Source organism: Paenibacillus sp. NPDC058174, from assembly GCF_042883865.1.
In the GTDB taxonomy this organism is placed as follows: Bacteria; Bacillota; Bacilli; order Paenibacillales; family Paenibacillaceae; genus Pristimantibacillus.
In genome coordinates this window covers 2,301,636-2,320,281 of record NZ_JBHVUY010000001.1, presented here as the reverse complement: position 1 = coordinate 2,320,281, position 18,646 = coordinate 2,301,636, and the positions used below count along the sequence as shown (strand labels likewise).

At 47.8% G+C, this 18,646-nt stretch carries 17 protein-coding genes; 14 read left to right on the top strand and 3 right to left on the bottom strand.

The annotated features are described in order from the left end of the window. Positions 1 to 911 precede the first annotated feature (911 nt). Entirely contained in the window at positions 912 to 1,820 is a 909-nt protein-coding gene (locus ACFVVF_RS10320; RefSeq protein ID WP_387808017.1) for a TetR/AcrR family transcriptional regulator, read from the bottom strand. A gap of 206 nt (positions 1,821 to 2,026) precedes the next feature. On the opposite strand from ACFVVF_RS10320, the gene ACFVVF_RS10315 reads away from it, so the two are divergent. The 12 genes from ACFVVF_RS10315 (at position 2,027) to ACFVVF_RS10260 (ending at position 14,501) form a co-directional block, all read left to right on the top strand. Then, complete coding sequence (locus tag ACFVVF_RS10315) at positions 2,027 to 2,752, top strand: MBL fold metallo-hydrolase (protein ID WP_387808015.1); 726 nt, start codon at positions 2,027 to 2,029, stop codon at positions 2,750 to 2,752. After that, on the top strand, positions 2,752 to 3,876 hold the full coding sequence (locus ACFVVF_RS10310) for an AbrB family transcriptional regulator (RefSeq protein ID WP_387808012.1): 1,125 nt from the start codon (positions 2,752 to 2,754) through the stop codon (positions 3,874 to 3,876). The genes ACFVVF_RS10315 and ACFVVF_RS10310 overlap by 1 nt, the downstream gene beginning before the upstream one ends. Before the next feature lie 157 nt (positions 3,877 to 4,033). Then, the gene (locus tag ACFVVF_RS10305; protein WP_387808010.1) at positions 4,034 to 5,671 is read left to right on the top strand and encodes an AraC family transcriptional regulator; all 1,638 of its coding nucleotides are present in this window, start codon (positions 4,034 to 4,036) and stop codon (positions 5,669 to 5,671) included. Positions 5,672 to 5,767: 96 nt separating this feature from the next. Beyond that, complete coding sequence (locus ACFVVF_RS10300; protein WP_387808007.1) at positions 5,768 to 6,853, top strand: ABC transporter substrate-binding protein; 1,086 nt, start codon at positions 5,768 to 5,770, stop codon at positions 6,851 to 6,853. Between the two features lie 264 nt (positions 6,854 to 7,117). Continuing rightward, the gene (locus ACFVVF_RS10295; RefSeq protein ID WP_387808004.1) at positions 7,118 to 7,597 is read left to right on the top strand and encodes a DUF6530 family protein; all 480 of its coding nucleotides are present in this window, start codon (positions 7,118 to 7,120) and stop codon (positions 7,595 to 7,597) included. A gap of 2 nt (positions 7,598 to 7,599) precedes the next feature. Next, positions 7,600 to 8,808: an MFS transporter gene (locus ACFVVF_RS10290; protein ID WP_387808996.1), complete on the top strand. Its 1,209-nt coding sequence runs from the start codon at positions 7,600 to 7,602 to the stop codon at positions 8,806 to 8,808. An 18-nt stretch (positions 8,809 to 8,826) separates the two neighbouring features. Continuing rightward, a complete protein-coding gene (locus tag ACFVVF_RS10285; protein WP_387808001.1) occupies positions 8,827 to 9,945 on the top strand; it encodes an AAA family ATPase in 1,119 nt (372 codons plus the stop codon). 2 nt (positions 9,946 to 9,947) lie between these two features. Continuing rightward, positions 9,948 to 11,042: a vWA domain-containing protein gene (locus ACFVVF_RS10280; RefSeq protein ID WP_387807999.1), complete on the top strand. Its 1,095-nt coding sequence runs from the start codon at positions 9,948 to 9,950 to the stop codon at positions 11,040 to 11,042. Between the two features lie 43 nt (positions 11,043 to 11,085). Beyond that, complete coding sequence (locus ACFVVF_RS10275; RefSeq protein WP_387807996.1) at positions 11,086 to 11,451, top strand: GIY-YIG nuclease family protein; 366 nt, start codon at positions 11,086 to 11,088, stop codon at positions 11,449 to 11,451. Between the two features lie 179 nt (positions 11,452 to 11,630). Next, positions 11,631 to 12,110, top strand: a complete 480-nt coding sequence (locus ACFVVF_RS10270; RefSeq protein WP_387807994.1) for a DUF6530 family protein — start codon at positions 11,631 to 11,633, stop codon at positions 12,108 to 12,110. Between the two features lie 564 nt (positions 12,111 to 12,674). Continuing rightward, complete coding sequence (locus ACFVVF_RS10265; RefSeq protein ID WP_387807991.1) at positions 12,675 to 12,980, top strand: ArsR/SmtB family transcription factor; 306 nt, start codon at positions 12,675 to 12,677, stop codon at positions 12,978 to 12,980. Between the two features lie 348 nt (positions 12,981 to 13,328). Continuing rightward, a complete protein-coding gene (locus tag ACFVVF_RS10260; protein ID WP_387807988.1) occupies positions 13,329 to 14,501 on the top strand; it encodes an MFS transporter in 1,173 nt (390 codons plus the stop codon). Between the two features lie 79 nt (positions 14,502 to 14,580). On the opposite strand, the gene ACFVVF_RS10255 is transcribed toward ACFVVF_RS10260, so the two are convergent. Continuing rightward, the gene (locus ACFVVF_RS10255; protein ID WP_387807986.1) at positions 14,581 to 15,729 is read right to left on the bottom strand and encodes an epoxide hydrolase family protein; all 1,149 of its coding nucleotides are present in this window, start codon (positions 15,727 to 15,729) and stop codon (positions 14,581 to 14,583) included. Positions 15,730 to 15,839: 110 nt separating this feature from the next. On the opposite strand from ACFVVF_RS10255, the gene ACFVVF_RS10250 reads away from it, so the two are divergent. Next, a complete protein-coding gene (locus ACFVVF_RS10250; RefSeq protein WP_387808993.1) occupies positions 15,840 to 16,694 on the top strand; it encodes a helix-turn-helix domain-containing protein in 855 nt (284 codons plus the stop codon). A 74-nt stretch (positions 16,695 to 16,768) separates the two neighbouring features. Here ACFVVF_RS10250 and gap read toward each other — a convergent pair whose 3' ends face one another. Further along, positions 16,769 to 17,779, bottom strand: coding sequence for a type I glyceraldehyde-3-phosphate dehydrogenase (gap, locus tag ACFVVF_RS10245; protein ID WP_387807984.1), 1,011 nt, complete (start codon positions 17,777 to 17,779; stop codon positions 16,769 to 16,771). Positions 17,780 to 17,987: 208 nt separating this feature from the next. On the opposite strand from gap, the gene ACFVVF_RS10240 reads away from it, so the two are divergent. Next, entirely contained in the window at positions 17,988 to 18,587 is a 600-nt protein-coding gene (locus ACFVVF_RS10240; protein ID WP_387807981.1) for a TetR/AcrR family transcriptional regulator, read from the top strand. Positions 18,588 to 18,646: the final 59 nt, after the last annotated feature.

Below are 18,646 nucleotides of genomic sequence, written 5' to 3'. Positions count from 1 at the left end.
GTGCTCAAAAAGGCAAGCTACAGCGAAGCTGGCTTCGCAAAATAGCGAAATTGCTTCGTTGGGGACGAATAGTTGGAGGTGGAACGTTGGGATGATCGGCAATTGCGAAGAGAACTTCACTAAATAGCGAAGTTGCTTCCTTGTGACGTCTGATCGGCAGGTGAGTACCGTGTTAGCGAAGCAGGCTCGCAAAAAAGCGAACCTAATTTCGCAAACAGTGCGGTTAGCTGCCTCGCCTCGGGCTACAGCGAAGCGATTTTCGCTATCCGAGAACCAAGGTTCACGAGTAGCGAAGCTAGCTTCGCTGCAAGCGAGTCAGTGCTCAAAAAGGCAAGCTACAGCGAAGCTGGCTTCGCAAAATAGCGAAATTGCTTCGTTGGGGACGAATAGTTGGAGGTGGAACGTTGGGATGATGGGCAATTGCGAAGAGAACTTAACTAAATAGCGAAGTTGCTTCCTTGTGACGGGGGATCCGAACGCAGGCACCGTGTTAGCGAAGCATGTTCGCAAAACAGCGAACCAAATTTCGCAAAAAGTGCGGTTAGCGGCTACGCCTTGGACTACAGCGAAGCAATTTTCGCTATCCGAGAACCAAGGTTCACGAGTAGCGAAGCTAGGTTCGCTGCGCGCGAGTCAGTGCTCAAAAAGGCAAGTTACAGCGAAGCTGGCTTCGCAAAAAAGCGAACTTGCTTCCTTATGACGGCTGATCGGCAGGTGGGCACCGTGTTAGAGAAGCAGGTTCGCAAACATTGCGGTTAGCTGCCTCGCTTTGGGCTACAGCGAAGCTAGCTTCTCAAAAAAGCGAAATTGCTTCGTTGCCGAACCTGTTTCGTAGCAAACTACGGCGGTATGGCGGAGCGCCAAAAAGGGGAACACTTAGCGAAGTAAATCTTGCTACGTGTTCCCCTTTTTCATCTGTCCGACAATGTACCCGTACGATTTAGCATGAGGCTGAGCTGATGGACATAGGGCCTCAAATCGCTGACGGTGTCGAGAAAAGTAATGTATACCCGTACGAGGGTGCCATTCGGAACATGTTGCTCAAGCTCTTGCTGAAGCAGAGCAATGACTTCGAGCTGCTCCTCTCGAACGCGGTCGGGCTGAGGCAGTTCACGAATTTTGCCCGCAAAAAAAGCCATAAACTCTCCGAGGTTTGTCTGCCTGGTATCTGCGTCCAACGGGTTAATATCACTGAAATAAGCGCTCGAAGCCTTGAGTACAGGCCTTGCCCCGCTGGCGGTCAAATCGTTGATAAGCGCATCCATCCGATCTGCAATGAATCCGGCCAAATCAGCCATAGGAACGGCAATTACGGCTTGAACCGTATGCGACAAATATTCTTTCATCATACCGCGGAAGATTGCAACGATATCCCCAAGATAAGGGCTAACGGACTCGCCATAGGCTTCATTAAAGCAGTCATAGTGCATAGTAAGCAGAGTAGCCCGTTTTTTACGCCATTCTATAACAAAATTGTCGTTGTCTACGATCGGCAAATTTTTGAATTCGCTTGTGAAAAAGTAGTTTTCGAGCATGAACTGCAGCTGGAACTCGATTTTGCGGCGCAAAATTTCTTTGGGCGGATGCCCTTCGAGGCTAAGTGTGCGGTCAAGCGCTGCAGCATCTTCGAATAAGGTTCTGTGGACCTCGACGAAAATTCCGGTGAACAAGTCCTCTTTTGAAGGAAACACTTTGTAAATGCTTGCTTTAGCCATGCCGCAGGCTTCTGCGATGTCTTGCATGGAGGCAGAGAAATAGCCTTTTTCTTTGAAAATATGCATAGCAGTATCGACGATTTGCCGTCTTTTGAGTTGTTCCATTGATATCACCTGTAAACATTCTGACATGTCCGTATCGGATGGTCAATAAAGGAATTGACGCAAAAACTCACTAGTCATATAATGAACTTATCGGTTTTTGGATATTCTGCATTCGGCATTCAGCAGTTGGCATCCAGCATTCAGAATTCAGCATCATTATCATATCGATATAGGAGGTGAGCCAGAGCACTAAGCTTTGGCACAGCATGAAAAATAACTCATACATTGAAATGTTGGAGGTTACTCTTCAACTGGGCGAGCACACGATGGTTGTTCACCCGACGGTAATTCGTGACGGGAACGGTTATGTATTGATCGATACCGGCATTCCCGGAAGTTACGGAATCATTAATGAGCTATTGACTCAAGCAGACATTGATCCGTCGGCTCCTCATTCCATTATTTTGACCCATCAGGATCTAGATCATGTGGGCGGCCTGCCGGAGTTCAAGGACGAAGCCGCAGAGGTCTATGCACATGAGGATGACCAGCCTTATATCGACGGCCTAAAACCGATGATCAAGTTGAGCGAGGAGTTCAAGAAAGGATTGATTGCTTCTCTGCCGCAGGATCTTGGTTCTAAGTTTGAGACAACCTTTTCGGGCCAAGTTAAAAATGTAACACGCTCGCTGGCGGACGGGGACAAGCTGCCTATCGGCGGCGGAATTACAGTTATCCATACTCCTGGTCATACGCCGGGCCATATTTGCTTGTATCATGAGCCCAGCAAAACGCTGATTGCCGGAGATGCCATGGTCGTTGTGAACGGGAAGCTTCAAGGACCCAATCCATCCGTGACGCCGGATATGGAGACGGCACTTGCTTCACTCCGTAAATTAAAGGCTTATCCGACCGAGAATGTCATCTGCTACCACGGAGGCTTGTTCCAAGGCGACGCTCAAGCCATTGGCGAATTGATTGAGAGTCTGTAATGGACAGCACTGGGCATGCACCACGAAGCGCAACTTGGAAGGAAAATAAATGGATCCGGTTTTTGGTGACCTGCGCCATTGCTGTTCTTGGCGGTTTCTTGTTTCAGCTGATTCATATGCCGATTCCCTGGCTGTTGGGATCTATGGTTTTTGTCTTGATTGGCTCCAAATTGTGGAGAGGCATTTCATTCTATTGGCCTGTACAAATCCGTAATACCGGAATGATTATAATCGGCTATACATTAGGGTTGTCGTTCACCGCAGCGACTTTCGTCGAGATTGGGCGGCAGCTGCCGACAATGATTCTGTTTACAGCTCTGCTGCTCGTGTGTGCGGGGGGCATCGCGTTCCTCGTATCACGGATCTCAGGCATTTCATATCCGACCATTCTTATGGGAAGCATTCCCGGCGGACTTAGTCAGATGGTCTCTCTGGCAGAAGAAATGAAGAGTATCGATCTGACGGTCGTTACCTTTCTGCAAGTATCACGGCTAATCATGATTATGTTCATCGTACCGTTGCTGATCTTTAGTCCATTGTTTCATTTGACGGTCAGTCACGGGACAGCAATAGCAGACGCAGCAGCAGCTCCGGGATTTGCTGCGTTGTTCCCGCACATCTGGTTGTTCGCAGCGGTATGTATTCTGCTTGCGGTCATCGGCCAGAAAATCAAGTTTCCGACAGCATTTCTGCTCGGACCGATGATCGGCACCATTGTGCTTAATTTGTCCGGCTATGAGGGTCATTCCTTGCCGCCGCTCGTACTTGAGCTTTCGCAAGTAATGATGGGCAGTTATATTGGACTGCTGCTGAAGCCGGAAAACTTGAAGCATAAGGTCAAAATCGTGCTGCTCGCGCTGCTGAACGGAGTGGCGTTAATCGGCTGCTCGATCCTTCTCTCGCTGCTGCTTACTCGGCTGCATGACATTACGATCGCTACGTCATTCCTGAGCCTTTCTCCGGGAGGCATGGATCAAATGGCTTTCATTGCGAAGGAAGTAAACGGGGATTTATCGGTCATCACCAGCTATCAGCTGTTCCGGACGTTCTTTATCTTTTTCGCAGTGCCGCCTTTGTTAAGGCTGCTCTTCCGATCCGTGTTGAAGGAAAAAGGAAGGAAATGATAACGGCATTCAAGCATCAGCAAAGCCAAAAGAATAAGGTGCTGCTCCTCATGGGGCAGTGCTTTTTTTGCTGCTAAAAAAAGGACAACATTGTAGTGAGAATTGTTATCAGTTATGATTAGTATAAACAAAAACGAGTGAGCGGAGTAATTGCAAAATGTCTATCGAAATAAATATGCCATATAGAAGCGGTTTGGACGATTTGAATCGTACATGGCTAAAGCTTGTTTACGTGGAAAAGGTGGAATATAGCGGGCAAGAATGGGTGTTTCGAAAAGATGAGCTGACCAGGCATCGTCTCGTCATTTGCGGATCTCCTTGCCGGGTTATCGTGGATGGCGTTCGAATTCCTGCTTATTCAGGCACGGTTATACTTTGCCGTCCGGGACAATGGGTAGAGACAGGGGGTCCTTCACAAGAGAAACAGGTCATGTATATTCTTGAATTCGAGCAAGGGCCATTAACATCCGATGAAGGGGAACAGATTATAGATGCACCATTGAAGCACGGTACACATGAATACCGGATTGCCGACTCCGTCCGGATAGGTGATACGATTTATGAGTATTGGGAACGAGCGGTATCGTCTGTACCTTCGGCATTAGCTGATGGGATGCGGGTGCAGGCAAGCTTTTATGAATTGCTGGCTTTACTAATCGAGCAGCGGGAGCATCGTAATTCGGAAGCGCCGGAGATGGCAAAGAAAGAGATCGATCTCCGTTATGGAGAAGGCCTTTCCGTCGATGAATTGGCTTCGTTGTCGGGAGTGAGCCGGTATCACCTGATGCGCGCATTCAAGGAACGCTACGGCAAAAGCATCGTCGAATATTTAACGGAGGTACGGCTTCAGCAAGCGAAGAAATTAATGCTCGAGAACGGCTTGCCGATAAGCGATATTGCCGAACGGGTGGGCTTCCGCAGCGAACCTTATTTTCGTACTGTATTCAAAAAGGAAGTCGGCATTGCACCGGCTGTCTACCTGCGCAATCGGAGACGCAAGGTAGCCGCATACAGCTGGCCGGTGCTTGGACAGCTGCTGCCGCTGCAGGTCGTACCGCATGCCGCTCCGATCGATCATTATTGGACAGATGAATTCAGCCGCAAATACAGCAGCGACATCGAAGTGCCGCTTGGTCATCATTATGAATTCAACCACCGGGCGCTGCTGCAAGCGAAGCCCGATTGTATCATCGGACTGGACAGTACAATTTCGCAAGAAGAAGCGGTTCAGCTCGGCAAAATTGCACCCGTTCTGCGGCTGCCTTGGATGGAAGCGGGATGGCGGGAGCATTTGCGAATGGCAGCCGATTTTTTGGGAATGACAGATCACGCTGTTTCTTGGCTGGAGCACTATGAACAGAAAGCACAGCTTGTGCAAGAACGAGTCCATAATCGCATCGGGAATGATAAAGTACTGGTGCTAAAAGTAGCTGGGGATGAAATGCAAATATGGGGGCGCAAGGCGATGACCGTTCTATATGATGATCTTGGAATTAAGCCGGCTGCACTGATGGGCAGCGTGGAATGGTACGCGCCAGTGGAGCTTGAACAGCTTGCCCATTGCGAGGAGGACTGCCGGTTCATCGTTAGCGTGAATGGTGATTTCCAGTCGCAAGCATTTTGGAAGAAGCTGCAGACGGACAAGCGATGGAGCGGGCTGCGGCAAGTTCGACAGAATCGGGTTCATTTGCAGCAGGGGCATCAGGCATGGGTGTATCCTTGGTTTGAAAATTCTGCTCTTTATCAGGAACGTCAGCTGGATAGGCTGGAGCATCTGATTTTGTGCACACATTAGTGAACATTCCGCATGATTGTGGATATACAGATGAATAGCTGCCCGCTATACTCAATACAGTAATAATGATTATCAATTTCAGGGGGCAGACAATACATGAAGACGATCAGGACAAACGTAAATCATTCCGATAAAAGGTCACGAACGCCGCGCAGCTTCGTTGTTTTAACGCTGTTAACTGCACTAATGCTCGTGCTTGTTCTTGGGGCATGCGGGAATAAGGGTGCTAATGTATCTGATACCACTCCGTCCGCGACGGAACAAGCCTCGCCATCACCGAATGCCAATGAATCAGCTGGCAGCGGTGAACAGAGCGAAGTGACCGTCAAGCATGATTACGGCGAAACGACGGTTCCGGCAAATGCCGAACGAATCATATCGATCGGGATGGAGGATATGCTGCTTTCACTTGATGTGCCTCTCGTTCAGGCATTCAGCACGGACGGCTACTATTTGGATGCGCAAATTAAAGAAAAAGGGATTGCGGTCAACAGCTCCTTCGATATCAATCTGGAGGCAATCACAGCAGCCAATCCCGATTTAATTATTATGAATACGTATATGACAGATCAAGCAGGCTATGAGCAGCTTAGCAAGATTGCTCCAACGATTGCTTTTATCCGTGACAACTGGCAGACGGGTATTGTTGAAATCGGAAAAGCATTAGGCAAAGAAAAGCAGGCGAATGCTGTGCTTCAGGCATATAAGGACAAATTAAAGCAAGCAAAAGAGACCATCGTACAAGCAGTTGGCGAGAATAAAACAGTCGCTTTCGTGCGCCCGGCAACGAAGGATGTAGAGTTGGATTTTCCGGAATATGTATGGACATCTGTGCTCTATAATGATCTGGGATTAAAGCCGGACCCTAAAGTGCTGGAATTTCAGAAAGAGACGAAGGATACTTGGGGAGGGACGATGATATCTTTGGAGAAGCTCCCTGAGCTGACAGCCGATTACTTGTTCATGGATTATGGTGCTTCTATGGCTCCTGAATCAGAATTTCAGAAGGATATCGCCAAAGCTTCAGAAGTGGAGCAAATGAAAGTGTGGAAGGCAATACCGGCAGTTGCCAAAGGAAATGCTTTCAAGGTGTCTGCTCGTCATTGGGCGCTGAACGGTCCAATCGCTGACGGGAAAAAGATCGATGACGTAGTACAAACGTTGACGGCGATAAATAAATAGGCTGCTTTCCGCGCAAAATCGTCCCTGGCTGGGACGATTTTTTTTTGCAGTTTAGAGGACGAAAGAGAGGCCTGTGCCAATAAGTATAGGCTTTTTTTCTAGTGCGTTCGAGGCACCAGATTTCCACTGAGCCTCAGCGTTCAAAAATGTAAATTAGCGGAAGCTACTTGACGAACGATAAAATCCAATATACGATTAAGCAGTAATTTAGTAAATAAGTAATTTAGTAAATTATTAAATTAGTAAAAAGAGAAGAGGAGAAAGATGAAGATTCCGGCTGTATTAAAACATAAGCCTGTTGTCGTATCGGAAAATTATGAGAAGGTAGATGGCCGATTGGCCCGAAATACGGATGCGAAAGGGCTGTCTCTAGGACTCGCTCAGTGGAATGATAGAGGGAAAATCGATATATCGGCTAAGGTGTGGAGATACACGGGAGAAAAGTGGTCCAGACAATCCGAAGAGCTGCCGCTTCATCGTGTGCTGGATTTGTCCATTCTTATTTGCCGGTCACTGGAGCATTTCAGCGAAGCGTATCGCTATGAGCATTTGTATGACCCAAAGCAGCCTGTCATTGACCGGATTGGCCTGCAAGGAGATGCGATGAGCGTAGCGATATGCACAGACAATGAGAAAATTAATGAAGATATCAAACTGTTCAGTCAGGCTCTAAGCGACGACGATGAAATGATCGGTGAACGTTTGCGGGCATTATCGAAAATTTTACAGGATATGGGGTATTGAAGATGTTTTCCAATCGTTATGTTCGAACTATTATATTTTCCCGGGTACTGCTGCAATTGGGCATCTGGATCCGGAATTATTCCGTCCTTCTGTATGTGACCGAGTTAACGAATAACAATTCGGTATATGTATCGCTAATTTCGGTTGCGGAGTTTGCTCCGATCTTTATTTTCGGACTAATTGGCGGCACCTTTGCCGACCGGTGGCGGCCGAAGCGGACGATGGTTTGGAGTGACCTGCTGTCGTCCTTATCCGTTATGGCCGTATTGCTTACCGTCATGAACGGGGGATGGATCGCACTTCTAGTCGGGTCATTTATTTCTGCGAGTCTGTCGCAATTTTCACAGCCTTCCGCTATGAAGCTGTACAAACGGCATGTGCCTGGCGAACAGCTGCAAGGCGTAATGGCGATGTCCCAGACGATTGTCGCTGTATTTACGGTGTTGGGTCCGGTTGTCGGCACGTTTATTTTCATCCGATTTGGCATTAACGTTTCTTTGATCCTTACCGTTATTCTGTTCCTCGGCTCGTCGGTTATCCTCTCGACGCTTCCTCGTGATGCAGAGGAGAAGAAATCTGCCGATGGAAGCAGCTTCTTGAAGGAATTGACCGACGGTCTGCGTTATATCGGTGCCAATAAATCTTTAAAAACGTTAACCATGACTTTCGCGGCTGTCGGATTAGCTTCCGGATTGATTCAGCCGCTGCAAATCTTCCTTGTCATTGAGAAGCTGGGTCAGGATAAACAATTTCTGCAATGGCTCGTAATGTCCAATGGAGCGGCAATGCTGGTCGGCGGAGCTGTCATTATGTCGATAGCGAAAAAAGTGAAGCCGCAGCTGCTGCTCATGATCGGTCTGGTTGTTACAGCTGTCTGTACGATCGGAATTGGCGCGTCAACGATGATCTGGCTGACGATCACGCTGCTGGTAATTAGCGGTCTGGTGTATCCTTTCGTGCAAGGAGGCATTCAGACCTTGCTTGTACGGAATACAGAAGGGGCCTTTATTGGCCGGGTATCGGGAGCGATTATGCCCGCGTTTATGGGGATGATGGTGACCGGGATGTTTGTAACCGGCTATTTGAAAGAATCCTTTTCCTTAATGTCGGTATATATGGTGAGCGGCTGTCTGACGATTGCTGGTGCGATTTTGCTGCTTCCTATTGTTGTTGAGAAAAGAAAAAAAGCGGAGAATAGTCAAGCGTTATGACAGAAGGGAAAATGAAATATGTCTGCATTGGAGCAATATGAGCTGTCGCCTGCGAGACAACTGACCGAAGCGGAAAAGAAGCTGGTCTGGCAAAAGCCTGCTTCTCACAAAATTAGTGAAGAGGAGCTGCGCATTAGCAAGGAAGTAAAGCGCAATTGGAATCGCGGGGAAATGAAAATCGCCAATATTTTGTTAGAGGGCGATGCCGGCTCCGGTAAAACACAGCTCGCAAAAGCATTGTCGGCAAACTTTGGGCTGCCGTATACGAAGGTGACTTGTTTTGCCGATATGGATAAGTCGGATATTATCGGGGCGATCCTGCCCGTCATTTCGTCCGAGCAATTGGAGAAGCTGGAGCCCGCAGAGCAAGCGGTGATGAAGGCCTTGTATGAAAGCGACGGCTTTCAAAGCGCTGCTGAAATCTTGATGGATGTGCTGGGGATGACACGGGAGCAAGCGGGTCTGAAAATGAAACAGCTGCTGAAGCACGCATCGGAGCATGCTAATGGCCAGGCGGTCGAGTACCGGTTTTACCCGTCGGAGATTGTCAGAGCGTATCAGCAAGGCTATCTGCTGGAAATTCAAGAGCCTAACGTTATTCGGGACGCCGCGGTGCTTATGGCGTTAAACTCTGCTTTGGAGCTGGACGGCAGCATTAATCTTCCGACGGAAATGATACGCAGACATCCGGATTTCATCGCAGTCATTACAACAAACCGCAGCTATGCGGGGGCCCGGCCGCTAAACGAAGCGCTGCGCGACAGAGTTCAGCATTCGGAGAAGATGGATCTGCCCGCCAAAGAAACGATGATGGAGCGTGCGATGTCCAAGACAGGCTACGGGGATGAGGAAGTGCTGAGCCTGTTAGCCGAAAGTATCATGGTATTGGATCATGCTGCCCGGGCTAATGCAATCAAAGGCGTGGCGGGAATGCGTTCGCTGTTTTACTGGACTGATGCGGTTGCCGGGGGAGCTTCAGCCAAAGAATCACTGTATCATAAGGTTATCTACAAAATTACAACCGATCCAGAGGAAATCAAAATTTTGGAGGAAGCACTCGAAAAGCATGGTCTGATCGCGAGTCTAGATGGCGTTGCGGACGAAGTAAAAAAAAACGAAAAAATAACGATGCTCTAGAAATGAAGATTTGGGGAGAAATTGACACCGCTGATTTTGACCAGAACAGCAGCCTTGAAGAGGAACAGGGCATTGCATGGAAAAAGTCAGCGGATAGTGAAGAAAGCTCTTCTCTGGCATCCGAAGAGTCTGCCGATATGGAAAGCTCAGATACGGGGGAGAGCGGAGCTCCCCGCTATCATCAGGCCAATCCCAAAGCCATGCCGGAGGATGCCAAGCAGCAAGAACGCGAGTTCCGCAAACAGCTGAATCGTAGCGCCAGAGAGATCGTGTCCGGTTCTATTCATGATAAAATAAAGCTAATCGTACACCGCCCTGCATATGATGAAGGTCATCAACAGGAATATGCCAGTCTGAGCAAGGGGCTGATGCCTGTCGTAAGGGAAATTGCCAGGAAGACGCTTCCGCTTCTGGAGCATGAGGTCTCCTCCGAATTTACGAGGAACCGTTACTACGGCAGCAAGTTTCAAGCAGACAGCATTGCTTACAAGGATTACAAATATTTTGCTAAAAAACGGCCTCCAACAGAATCGCCTTCCCTAATTGTTGGTCTAAGGGTTGATGAATCCGCATCGATGTCCGCTTTCGGAAGATTAGAAGCGGCTAAGCGGGCTGTTATCGCGGTATATGAGTTTTGTCAAATTTGTCAGATTCCAATTCTGATCAATGGCGATACGGCGGATGTCTCCAGGCTGGAGCAGATGTCAATCTTTGCTTATGCAGATTGGGAAAGACCAGATGCCAATGACCGGTTCCGATTAATGGGAATTGGGGCAAGAAGCAATAACCGGGACGGCATGGCGCTGCGAATTATGGCGGAGCGGCTGGCTGCATCACCGCAGCAGACTAAGCTGTTAATTAGCATCAGTGACGGACAGCCCAAAGCAATGGACAACTACACGGGAAGCTATGCCGTTACCGATATGCAGCAAACGATTGAAGAGTATGAACGGAAGGGCGTTACCTTTCTGGCTGCCGCAATCGGTCAAGATAAGGATGTCATTAGTGAAATATATGGCGATGAGCGTTATTTGGACATTACAAATTTACAGGAGCTGCCTGCCAAACTGGTTCGGATTATCGCGCGGTATTTGTAGCATTCATTAACAGTTCATCAGCCACAATAAGGAGAGAAGCGACATGGATAAGAATAAGAGAAGGGAACTAGTTGAGGAATACAAGAAGATCAAGATTTATATGGGAGTCGCTCAGATCAAGAACAAAGTGAACGGCAAAATCTATATCGACAGTTATCCCAACCTGAAGAATAAATGGTTTACCCTGCAGATGCAGCTGGATATGGGGAAGTTTGCGAATGCCGAGCTGCAGAAGGAGTGGAAGGAGTTTGGCGGAGCCGATGCATTCGAATATGAGGTGCTGGAGCAGAAGGATACCGAGAAGATAACGGATATCCGCTGGGAAATGAAGCAGATTCTGAAGCCTTGGTTCCAGAAGCTGCAGCCCTTCGGAGACAAAGGCTACAATAAGCCGCTCAAAGAAATTTAAGATGAGTATGAACCCGTCAATTGAAAAATTGGCGGGTTTCGTCATTTGTTACGCCTATAAGGATGCCCCTGTATCGTCTGCAGATTGACTAGCGCTGCAATCCAAGATAAGATGAAACCGTCGTTTAGTAATTTAGTACAATTTAGTACATACACGGGTTAGAGGAAAGAGGGGTATAGATGAAAATACCTACGACGTTAAAGCATAAGCCAGTGGTCGTATCGGAAAATTATGAGAACGTTGACGGCCGCTTGGCCGGGAACACGGACGCCAAAGGTCTATCCCTGGGTTTAGCCCAGTGGAATGATAGAGGAAAGGTCGATATTTCGGCTAAAGTATGGAGATATACGGGAGAAAAATGGTCGAGGCAATCTGAGGAGCTGCCGCTCCATCGTGTGCTGGATTTGTCGATTCTCATTTGCCGCTCCCTGGAGCATTTCCGCGAAGCTTACCGGTACGAGCATTTGTATGACCCGCAGCAGCCTGTCATTGACCGGGTTGGTCTGCAGGGCGATGCGATGAACGTGTCGATCTGCACGGACAATGAGCGGATTAATGAAGATATTAAGCTGTTCAGCCAAGCTTTGAGCGACGACGATGAAATGATCGGAGAACGTCTGCGCACGTTATCGAAAATTTTGAAGGATATGGGCTATTAATTCAGTCTTGCTATGGGAAACCCGCTAGACGTCTTGCTTTTACAAGGCGCCTGGCGGGTTCTTTATTTTGTCCGTGAATCAGGAATCTTGCAACGTTTGTTGTTTTCTGCGGAAGCCAACCAATTCGAGCATACTGCCTCCGACGATATGTGCCATCGCGGCACGCGGTGCTCGGTCGCACATCGGCGGTCAAACCTGCCTTTCTTCAGGCTGTCCGGCTGCGAACATCGACCCCATTCCCGTTCACTAGGAGCAACAAAATGCAAAAGTGCAGGCTGATGGGGCTCAAATGGCCCAAAACAGCGTTCAAAATGCAAAAGTGCATTTGAAATCGTTATTTTTCATGCTATAGCGGCTTTTTGAGCCTATCAAACTGCACTTTTGCAGTTTGAAGCGATAAATCGTGGAAAATGCGGCTAACAACATGTACTTTTACATTTTGATTCTCTGCAGCGCCATTAGCCGGCATCATCAGGCGGAACTGAAAACGTAATCTCCTTCCATAGCAGCTGGTTGCCCTAATAACAAATTGACATATCGGTAATTATCGATATAATCATGGTTATGGAACCTATCGAATTGTTTAAAGCATTGGCGAATGAGTCACGCCTCCAAATTTTGCAATGGTTAAAGGAGCCTGATCATTATTTTAAGCCCCATGAAGGGATTGATATGAAAAAAATCGGGGTATGTGTCGGTCAGGTAACTGAAAAGTTGAATATGACGCAGTCAACTGCCTCTCAATATTTAACGATTCTGCAGCGGGCAGGTCTAATTACAAGTGAACGGATCGGGAAGTACACCTACTACAAAAGAGATGAAGAGAAAATCCGCGAGGCTATAGCGCTGCTGAAAGGGGAGATGGAATAGCAGCAGTATGGACGCGAGGGGATAAGGCTAGGCCTTCGGATGACTGGCAAAGGAGGCCGGCTATTTTGTTTGACGGGATTAATGTTCCTGGGGCTTTTTTTTGAAATAAAACATCGACAAATTCCGATTTTTTGATTTGAATGTAATCGTGATCGTGATTCTGAATGTGAAAGTGATCCTGATTGCCAGAAGACAATACCGAAGGTCTGTTTTATTTTTTTTGGGCAATACATCGACAAATAACGATTTGTTAATTTGATATTGAGATTGAGATTGAAGTTAAAGCTAAAGTGAATTTATCTATCCGTCACAGCTTGCAGACAGAACTTAACTAAAGGAGACACATAAATGAAGGGCTCGTTAAAAGTATATTTATTAGCGCTTGTCAGCTTTTTGGTAGGTACATCTGAATACGTCATTTCGGGAATATTAGATAAGATTTCATTATCTCTGGATATATCGATTACTTCGACCGGCCAGCTGGTGACGATTTTTTCATTAATTTATGCGATCTGCACACCGGTAGTAATGGCATTGACTGCGAGAGTGGAACGGCAGAAGCTGCTCGTTGCTGGACTAGCCGTATTTGTGATCGCCAACCTGCTGGCGTTCCTGCTGCCGGGCTATGAGCTGTTTGTTGCTTCGCGGGCATTGATGGCGTTAGGAGCGGGAACTGTCGTCGTATCCGCGCTCGACATTGCCTCCAAAATTGCACCTGAGGGTAAAAAGGCGAGCTCGATTGCCAACGTCACGATGGGCTTTACGATGTCCTTAATCATTGGGGTGCCGCTCGGGCGGATGATAACAGCCGAATTTGGCTGGAGAGCGGTATTTGGCCTCTTGGCATTGGCGGGGCTGTTGATTATGGTTGTGTTATATTTCACCATTCCCCGTGTGAAAGGCGATGCCCCAATGCCGCTGTCCAGGCAGCTGGGCTTTCTCAAAAATAGCCGGGTAGCGTTTGGGCTTGCGATTACCTTCTTTTGGCTCGGCGGCTACTCAATTGCTTATACGTATATTTCGCCTTATCTTCTCTCGGTCGCGGGCTTAGGTGAAAATATGCTGAGCAGCGTACTGCTGGCTTTCGGTATTGCCAGCCTGATTGGTTCCAAATCCGGTGGTTACAGTACGGATAAATGGGGAGTTGCCCGTACCTTAACCGGCGGGATGCTGCTGCATGCGGCTGCTTTAATTTTACTAACGGTTGCCGTTATGTTCACACATTCATGGGTTCCGGTTGTCGTGATCCTTATGTTGTGGTCGTTCGCAGCTTGGTCTACCGGCCCTACACAGCAGTACAATATGGTGCGGATTGAGCCTCAGTATTCAAGTGTAATGCTTAGTCTCAATCAGTCCACGATGCAATTGTCGATGGCTGCAGGCGCTGGACTCGGCGGAATCGTTATCGATCAGGTTTCGTTGTCTCATGTCACATGGGTAGGGGCGTTCAGTGTGTTGATTGCCTTTGCAGCATCGCTCTTCTTACATGCGAAAATGAAAATGAAGGAGAACGTCGCTTAAGGCAGTGAAAACCCGCGAAAACCTTGGTTTTACGAGGCTTTTCGCGGGTTTTATTGTCAGCCCGAATGGGATAGGCTAATTACTTCCGGATAGATCTGTAAAATGCGCGAATGTCTTCAGCCAGCAGCTCCGGTTCCTCTATGGCCGTAAAATGCCCGCCGGAAGGCATCGTGGTCCAGCGCGTTATATTGAACTGGCGTTCCGTCCATGATCTAGGCGGCGGCAGTATATCTTCGGGAAATAAAGCTAGACCTGTCGGAACTTCTATAGGGCCGAGAGGCGGCAAGGAATGCGAGTTTTCGTAATACCTATTGGCAGCTGGTCCGCTTGTATTCGTCACCCAATAAATCATGACGTGAGTCAGCAGCTCATCCATGCTGTACTTCTGGCTGAGATCGCCCTTACAATCGCTCCATGCCCGAAGCTTCTCAATGATCCAAGCAGCCAGACCAACAGGAGAATCAGAAAGCCCATAGGCCACAGTGTGAGGCTTTGTCGATTGAATGGACATGTAGCCTCCCTCATTAGAAATCCATTCGGCTGCTTTTTTCTTATATTGACGTTCTTCCTCAGAAAGTGCCGAATCATCCGATGAAGCCATAAGACTTTTTATAATGCCAACATCCGTTAGATGGATCCCCACCAATAGCTCAGGATAATGGGCGGCCAAGTACCTTGTCACACCAGAGCCCATATCTCCGCCTGCAGCGGCAAATTTGTTATAGCCTAATTCTTGCGTCATCAGCTTAGCCCACATCTGAGAGACAACAAAGTTGTTGACGCCAGGGCGGTCAGGATGGCCGGAAAATCCGAATCCAGGCAATGAAGGGACGATGACATCAAAGGAGTCCTCCGCATTGCCGCCGTAACGGGCAGGGTCTGTCAGGAGAGGAATCATTTTTTCATACCGAAGATAGCTGTCAGGCCAGCCATGGGTAAGAATAATGGGCAGCGGATTAGGGCCTTTGCCGCGTTCGTGAACGAAATGCACGTCTATGCCGTCAATATTGGAACGAAACTGGGACAAGCGATTCAGCTTGGATTCCTGTGCCCGCCAGTCGTAATGATCTCTCCAATAGTCGACGAGTGACTTTAAATAGCCTAAGTCCGCACCTCTCTCCCAGCCTGCATCTTCCCACTGGGCGGGCCAACGGATGTGATGAAGCCTATACTGCAGATCGTCAAGAATTTCATCGGAAACATGGATAGCATACGGTACAGCAGTCATTATGATTTCCTCCTTTTTTGTATATTTGCAACCTCATTATATCCGTTCGTCTTGTATGCTACACTAGAATAAGTGAAGCAACCGACTATACTATTTGATAGGTGATCATTATGCCGCAAGTGGACAGGCACAAAGAACGTATTGTGAATATAGAGTTTGCAGCAGTGGAGGATTTCAGCAGTTTGCCTTATCCGGAACGTTCAACCATGATTTTTATAACGTCCGGAAGTATTAAGGGTATATTGAACCAGCGCCCCATATTGATAAGTGCTCCAGGTGTTCTCTGTCTGGCGGAAGACGTTCAATGGCAGCTGGTTGAAAAGATCAACGTATGCGCACAATCGTTCCGGTTTCATTCCGAATTTCTGAGCAGCGTTAAGCTTACAGAGACGAAGGCGCATTTTCCGGCAGCGCCTAGAATACAAGTAGGACTTTCCTTGTTTGAGAACACTAATCCTTATGCCGGAGTGCCGCGTATTACGGACAAAGCATTTCCGCTGCTCTTAGAATGGTTTTTTCTGCTTGGCATGGAAGTGCAGGCGCAAAGTGATGCACTCTGGGCGTGCAGAATCAAGAAATATCTGATTCAAATTTTAGGATTGTTAGAGGAACTGAATCGCAATCGCGAGCATTCGCCTGTCGATGAAGCGCTGGACTATATTCATACTCATTATTCGCAAAAGATATCCTTGGAGGATTTGACAAAGTATGCACATTTGAACCGGGTGACGCTTAACAAGAAATTTCAGGACAGATGCGGGAGTACCGCGATTGGTTACTTGCTGGCCCATCGCTTGAAAGTTGCGTGCGAGCTGCTGACCCATACCGATATGAGCCTGAATGAAATTGCGCTCGCTGCCGGATTTGAATATGATACTTACTTCATCAAGCAGTTTACAGCTAGAAAAGGATTGTCACCGACGGCGTACCGGAATGCCTCCCGCAAGTTCTCCAGCGCCCAATGATAAGATTTGATTAGCGGATAGAAATACAGAAGCGGGTGCTGTCCTGATTAGAGGATAGCACCCGCTTTTGCGTGTTACTTTGCGAGTTTAGCGAAGTATTCCAGCGTCCGAACCAATTGAGCCGTGTAAGACATTTCGTTATCGTACCAAGCTGCAGTTTTCACCAGCTGCTGGTCGCCAACCGTCAGAACTTTGGTTTGAGTGGCATCAAATAGGGAGCCGAACGTCATCCCCTTAATATCAGAAGATACGATTTCGTCTTCTGTGTAGCCGTAGGTTTCCGGGTCAGAGGCTTCTTTCATTGCGGCGTTAACTTCCGCTACTGTAACCTTTTTGTTCAAAACAGCAACTAGCTCCGTTACGGAGCCTGTTGCAACAGGTACACGCTGAGATGCGCCATCCAGCTTGCCCTGCAGCTCGGGAAGAACTAGACCAATAGCTTTAGCGGCACCGGTTGGATAAGGAACGATGTTCTCAGCAGCAGCCCGTGCTGCACGATAGTCACCTTTTGGATTAGGAGCATCAAGTGTGTTCTGATTTCCTGTATAGGCGTGAACGGTCGTCATTAACCCGGAATGAATGCCGAACTTGTCATGAAGAGCTTTAGCCATGGGCGCCAGACAGTTTGTTGTGCAGGAAGCGCCAGAAATAACGGTTTCCGTTCCGTCCAGCGTGTCATGATTCACGTTGTATACGATGGTTTTCATGTCGCCTGTTGCCGGTGCGGAAATGACGACTTTTTTGGCGCCGCCCTTCAGGTGAAGCTCTGCCTTTTCCTTAGTGGTGAAGAAACCTGTACATTCAAGAACGATATCTACACCAAGCTCGCCCCAAGGAATTTCTTCGGGGTTACGGATAGCCGACACTTTAACCTCTTTGCCTTTAACGGTGAAGGTCCCGTCATGAACCTCAATACCGCTCTGAAACATGCCTTGCGTCGTATCATACTTGAGCAGATGAGCCAGCATTTTCGCATCGGTAAGATCATTAATTGCGACAACCTCAATACCTTCGAGCTCTTGAATACGGCGAAAAGCGAGTCTGCCTATCCGTCCAAAACCGTTAATACCTACTTTTACGCTCATAGAATTAATCCTCCTGGAATCGTTATTTATTCCAAACAGACAAAAGCCTGTCTTGAAATCAAAGGAAGCGGGACGTACATGTTGCATAAATAAAAAAAAGAGACCGATCGGTACTTTTATTGTATCATGAAATTATAGATTGGCAAGGCTTCGGCCGTCTTAGTTTTGATATAATGTTGAATTAGAATACGATCATTCGGAGGCACTCATGAAAAAAGGAGATCGGACACGAGAACACATCATTATGAAGTCAGCGGCTATCTTTAATCAGAAAGGATATGCCGGAACTTCCCTAAATGATATTATTGCGGATACCGGAATTAAGAAGGGAGGCATATACCGGCATTTTGTCAGCAAAGACGAGATTGCGATTGAAGCCTACAATTATGCTGCTAGTCTGGTCAGCAGTAAATTTAATGAGGCAGTCGATCAAGAGCAGTCCGCGTCAGGCCGGTTAATTGCTTTTTTTCGTGTTTATGGAGATGTTGTACACAATCCTCCCTTTATTGGCGGATGTCCGATGCAGAATACGGCAGTGGAAAGTGATGATACGCATACGGAGCTTCGTGACCGGGCAAGGCAAGGGCTGCATAATTTCCTGGATGTGATGAAGGGTATTATTAGGGACGGGATTACAGCAGGGGAGTTTAAAGAAGATTTGGATGCCGAGGCGCTTGCTTCCTTTGCATTTTCGCTGTTGGAAGGCGGCATATTGTTGAGCAAGCTGGATGGAGACAACAAGCACATGCACACGAATACAGCCATCTTCTCATCCTATTTGCAGCAATGCTGCTTGAAGACCAGTTAGTTGAAGGCTGGTAGCTGGTACAGGGAGCGGGATAATGCTTATAACAAGAAAGACTGTAA

Coding starts and splice junctions, on each gene's coding strand:
- ACFVVF_RS10320 (WP_387808017.1), bottom strand. CDS start 1,820: ATGGAACAACTCAAAAGACGGCAAATCGTCGATACTGCTATGCATATT.
- ACFVVF_RS10315 (WP_387808015.1), top strand. CDS start 2,027: ATGAAAAATAACTCATACATTGAAATGTTGGAGGTTACTCTTCAACTG.
- ACFVVF_RS10310 (WP_387808012.1), top strand. CDS start 2,752: ATGGACAGCACTGGGCATGCACCACGAAGCGCAACTTGGAAGGAAAAT.
- ACFVVF_RS10305 (WP_387808010.1), top strand. CDS start 4,034: ATGTCTATCGAAATAAATATGCCATATAGAAGCGGTTTGGACGATTTG.
- ACFVVF_RS10300 (WP_387808007.1), top strand. CDS start 5,768: ATGAAGACGATCAGGACAAACGTAAATCATTCCGATAAAAGGTCACGA.
- ACFVVF_RS10295 (WP_387808004.1), top strand. CDS start 7,118: ATGAAGATTCCGGCTGTATTAAAACATAAGCCTGTTGTCGTATCGGAA.
- ACFVVF_RS10290 (WP_387808996.1), top strand. CDS start 7,600: ATGTTTTCCAATCGTTATGTTCGAACTATTATATTTTCCCGGGTACTG.
- ACFVVF_RS10285 (WP_387808001.1), top strand. CDS start 8,827: ATGTCTGCATTGGAGCAATATGAGCTGTCGCCTGCGAGACAACTGACC.
- ACFVVF_RS10280 (WP_387807999.1), top strand. CDS start 9,948: ATGAAGATTTGGGGAGAAATTGACACCGCTGATTTTGACCAGAACAGC.
- ACFVVF_RS10275 (WP_387807996.1), top strand. CDS start 11,086: ATGGATAAGAATAAGAGAAGGGAACTAGTTGAGGAATACAAGAAGATC.
- ACFVVF_RS10270 (WP_387807994.1), top strand. CDS start 11,631: ATGAAAATACCTACGACGTTAAAGCATAAGCCAGTGGTCGTATCGGAA.
- ACFVVF_RS10265 (WP_387807991.1), top strand. CDS start 12,675: ATGGAACCTATCGAATTGTTTAAAGCATTGGCGAATGAGTCACGCCTC.
- ACFVVF_RS10260 (WP_387807988.1), top strand. CDS start 13,329: ATGAAGGGCTCGTTAAAAGTATATTTATTAGCGCTTGTCAGCTTTTTG.
- ACFVVF_RS10255 (WP_387807986.1), bottom strand. CDS start 15,729: ATGACTGCTGTACCGTATGCTATCCATGTTTCCGATGAAATTCTTGAC.
- ACFVVF_RS10250 (WP_387808993.1), top strand. CDS start 15,840: ATGCCGCAAGTGGACAGGCACAAAGAACGTATTGTGAATATAGAGTTT.
- gap (WP_387807984.1), bottom strand. CDS start 17,779: ATGAGCGTAAAAGTAGGTATTAACGGTTTTGGACGGATAGGCAGACTC.
- ACFVVF_RS10240 (WP_387807981.1), top strand. CDS start 17,988: ATGAAAAAAGGAGATCGGACACGAGAACACATCATTATGAAGTCAGCG.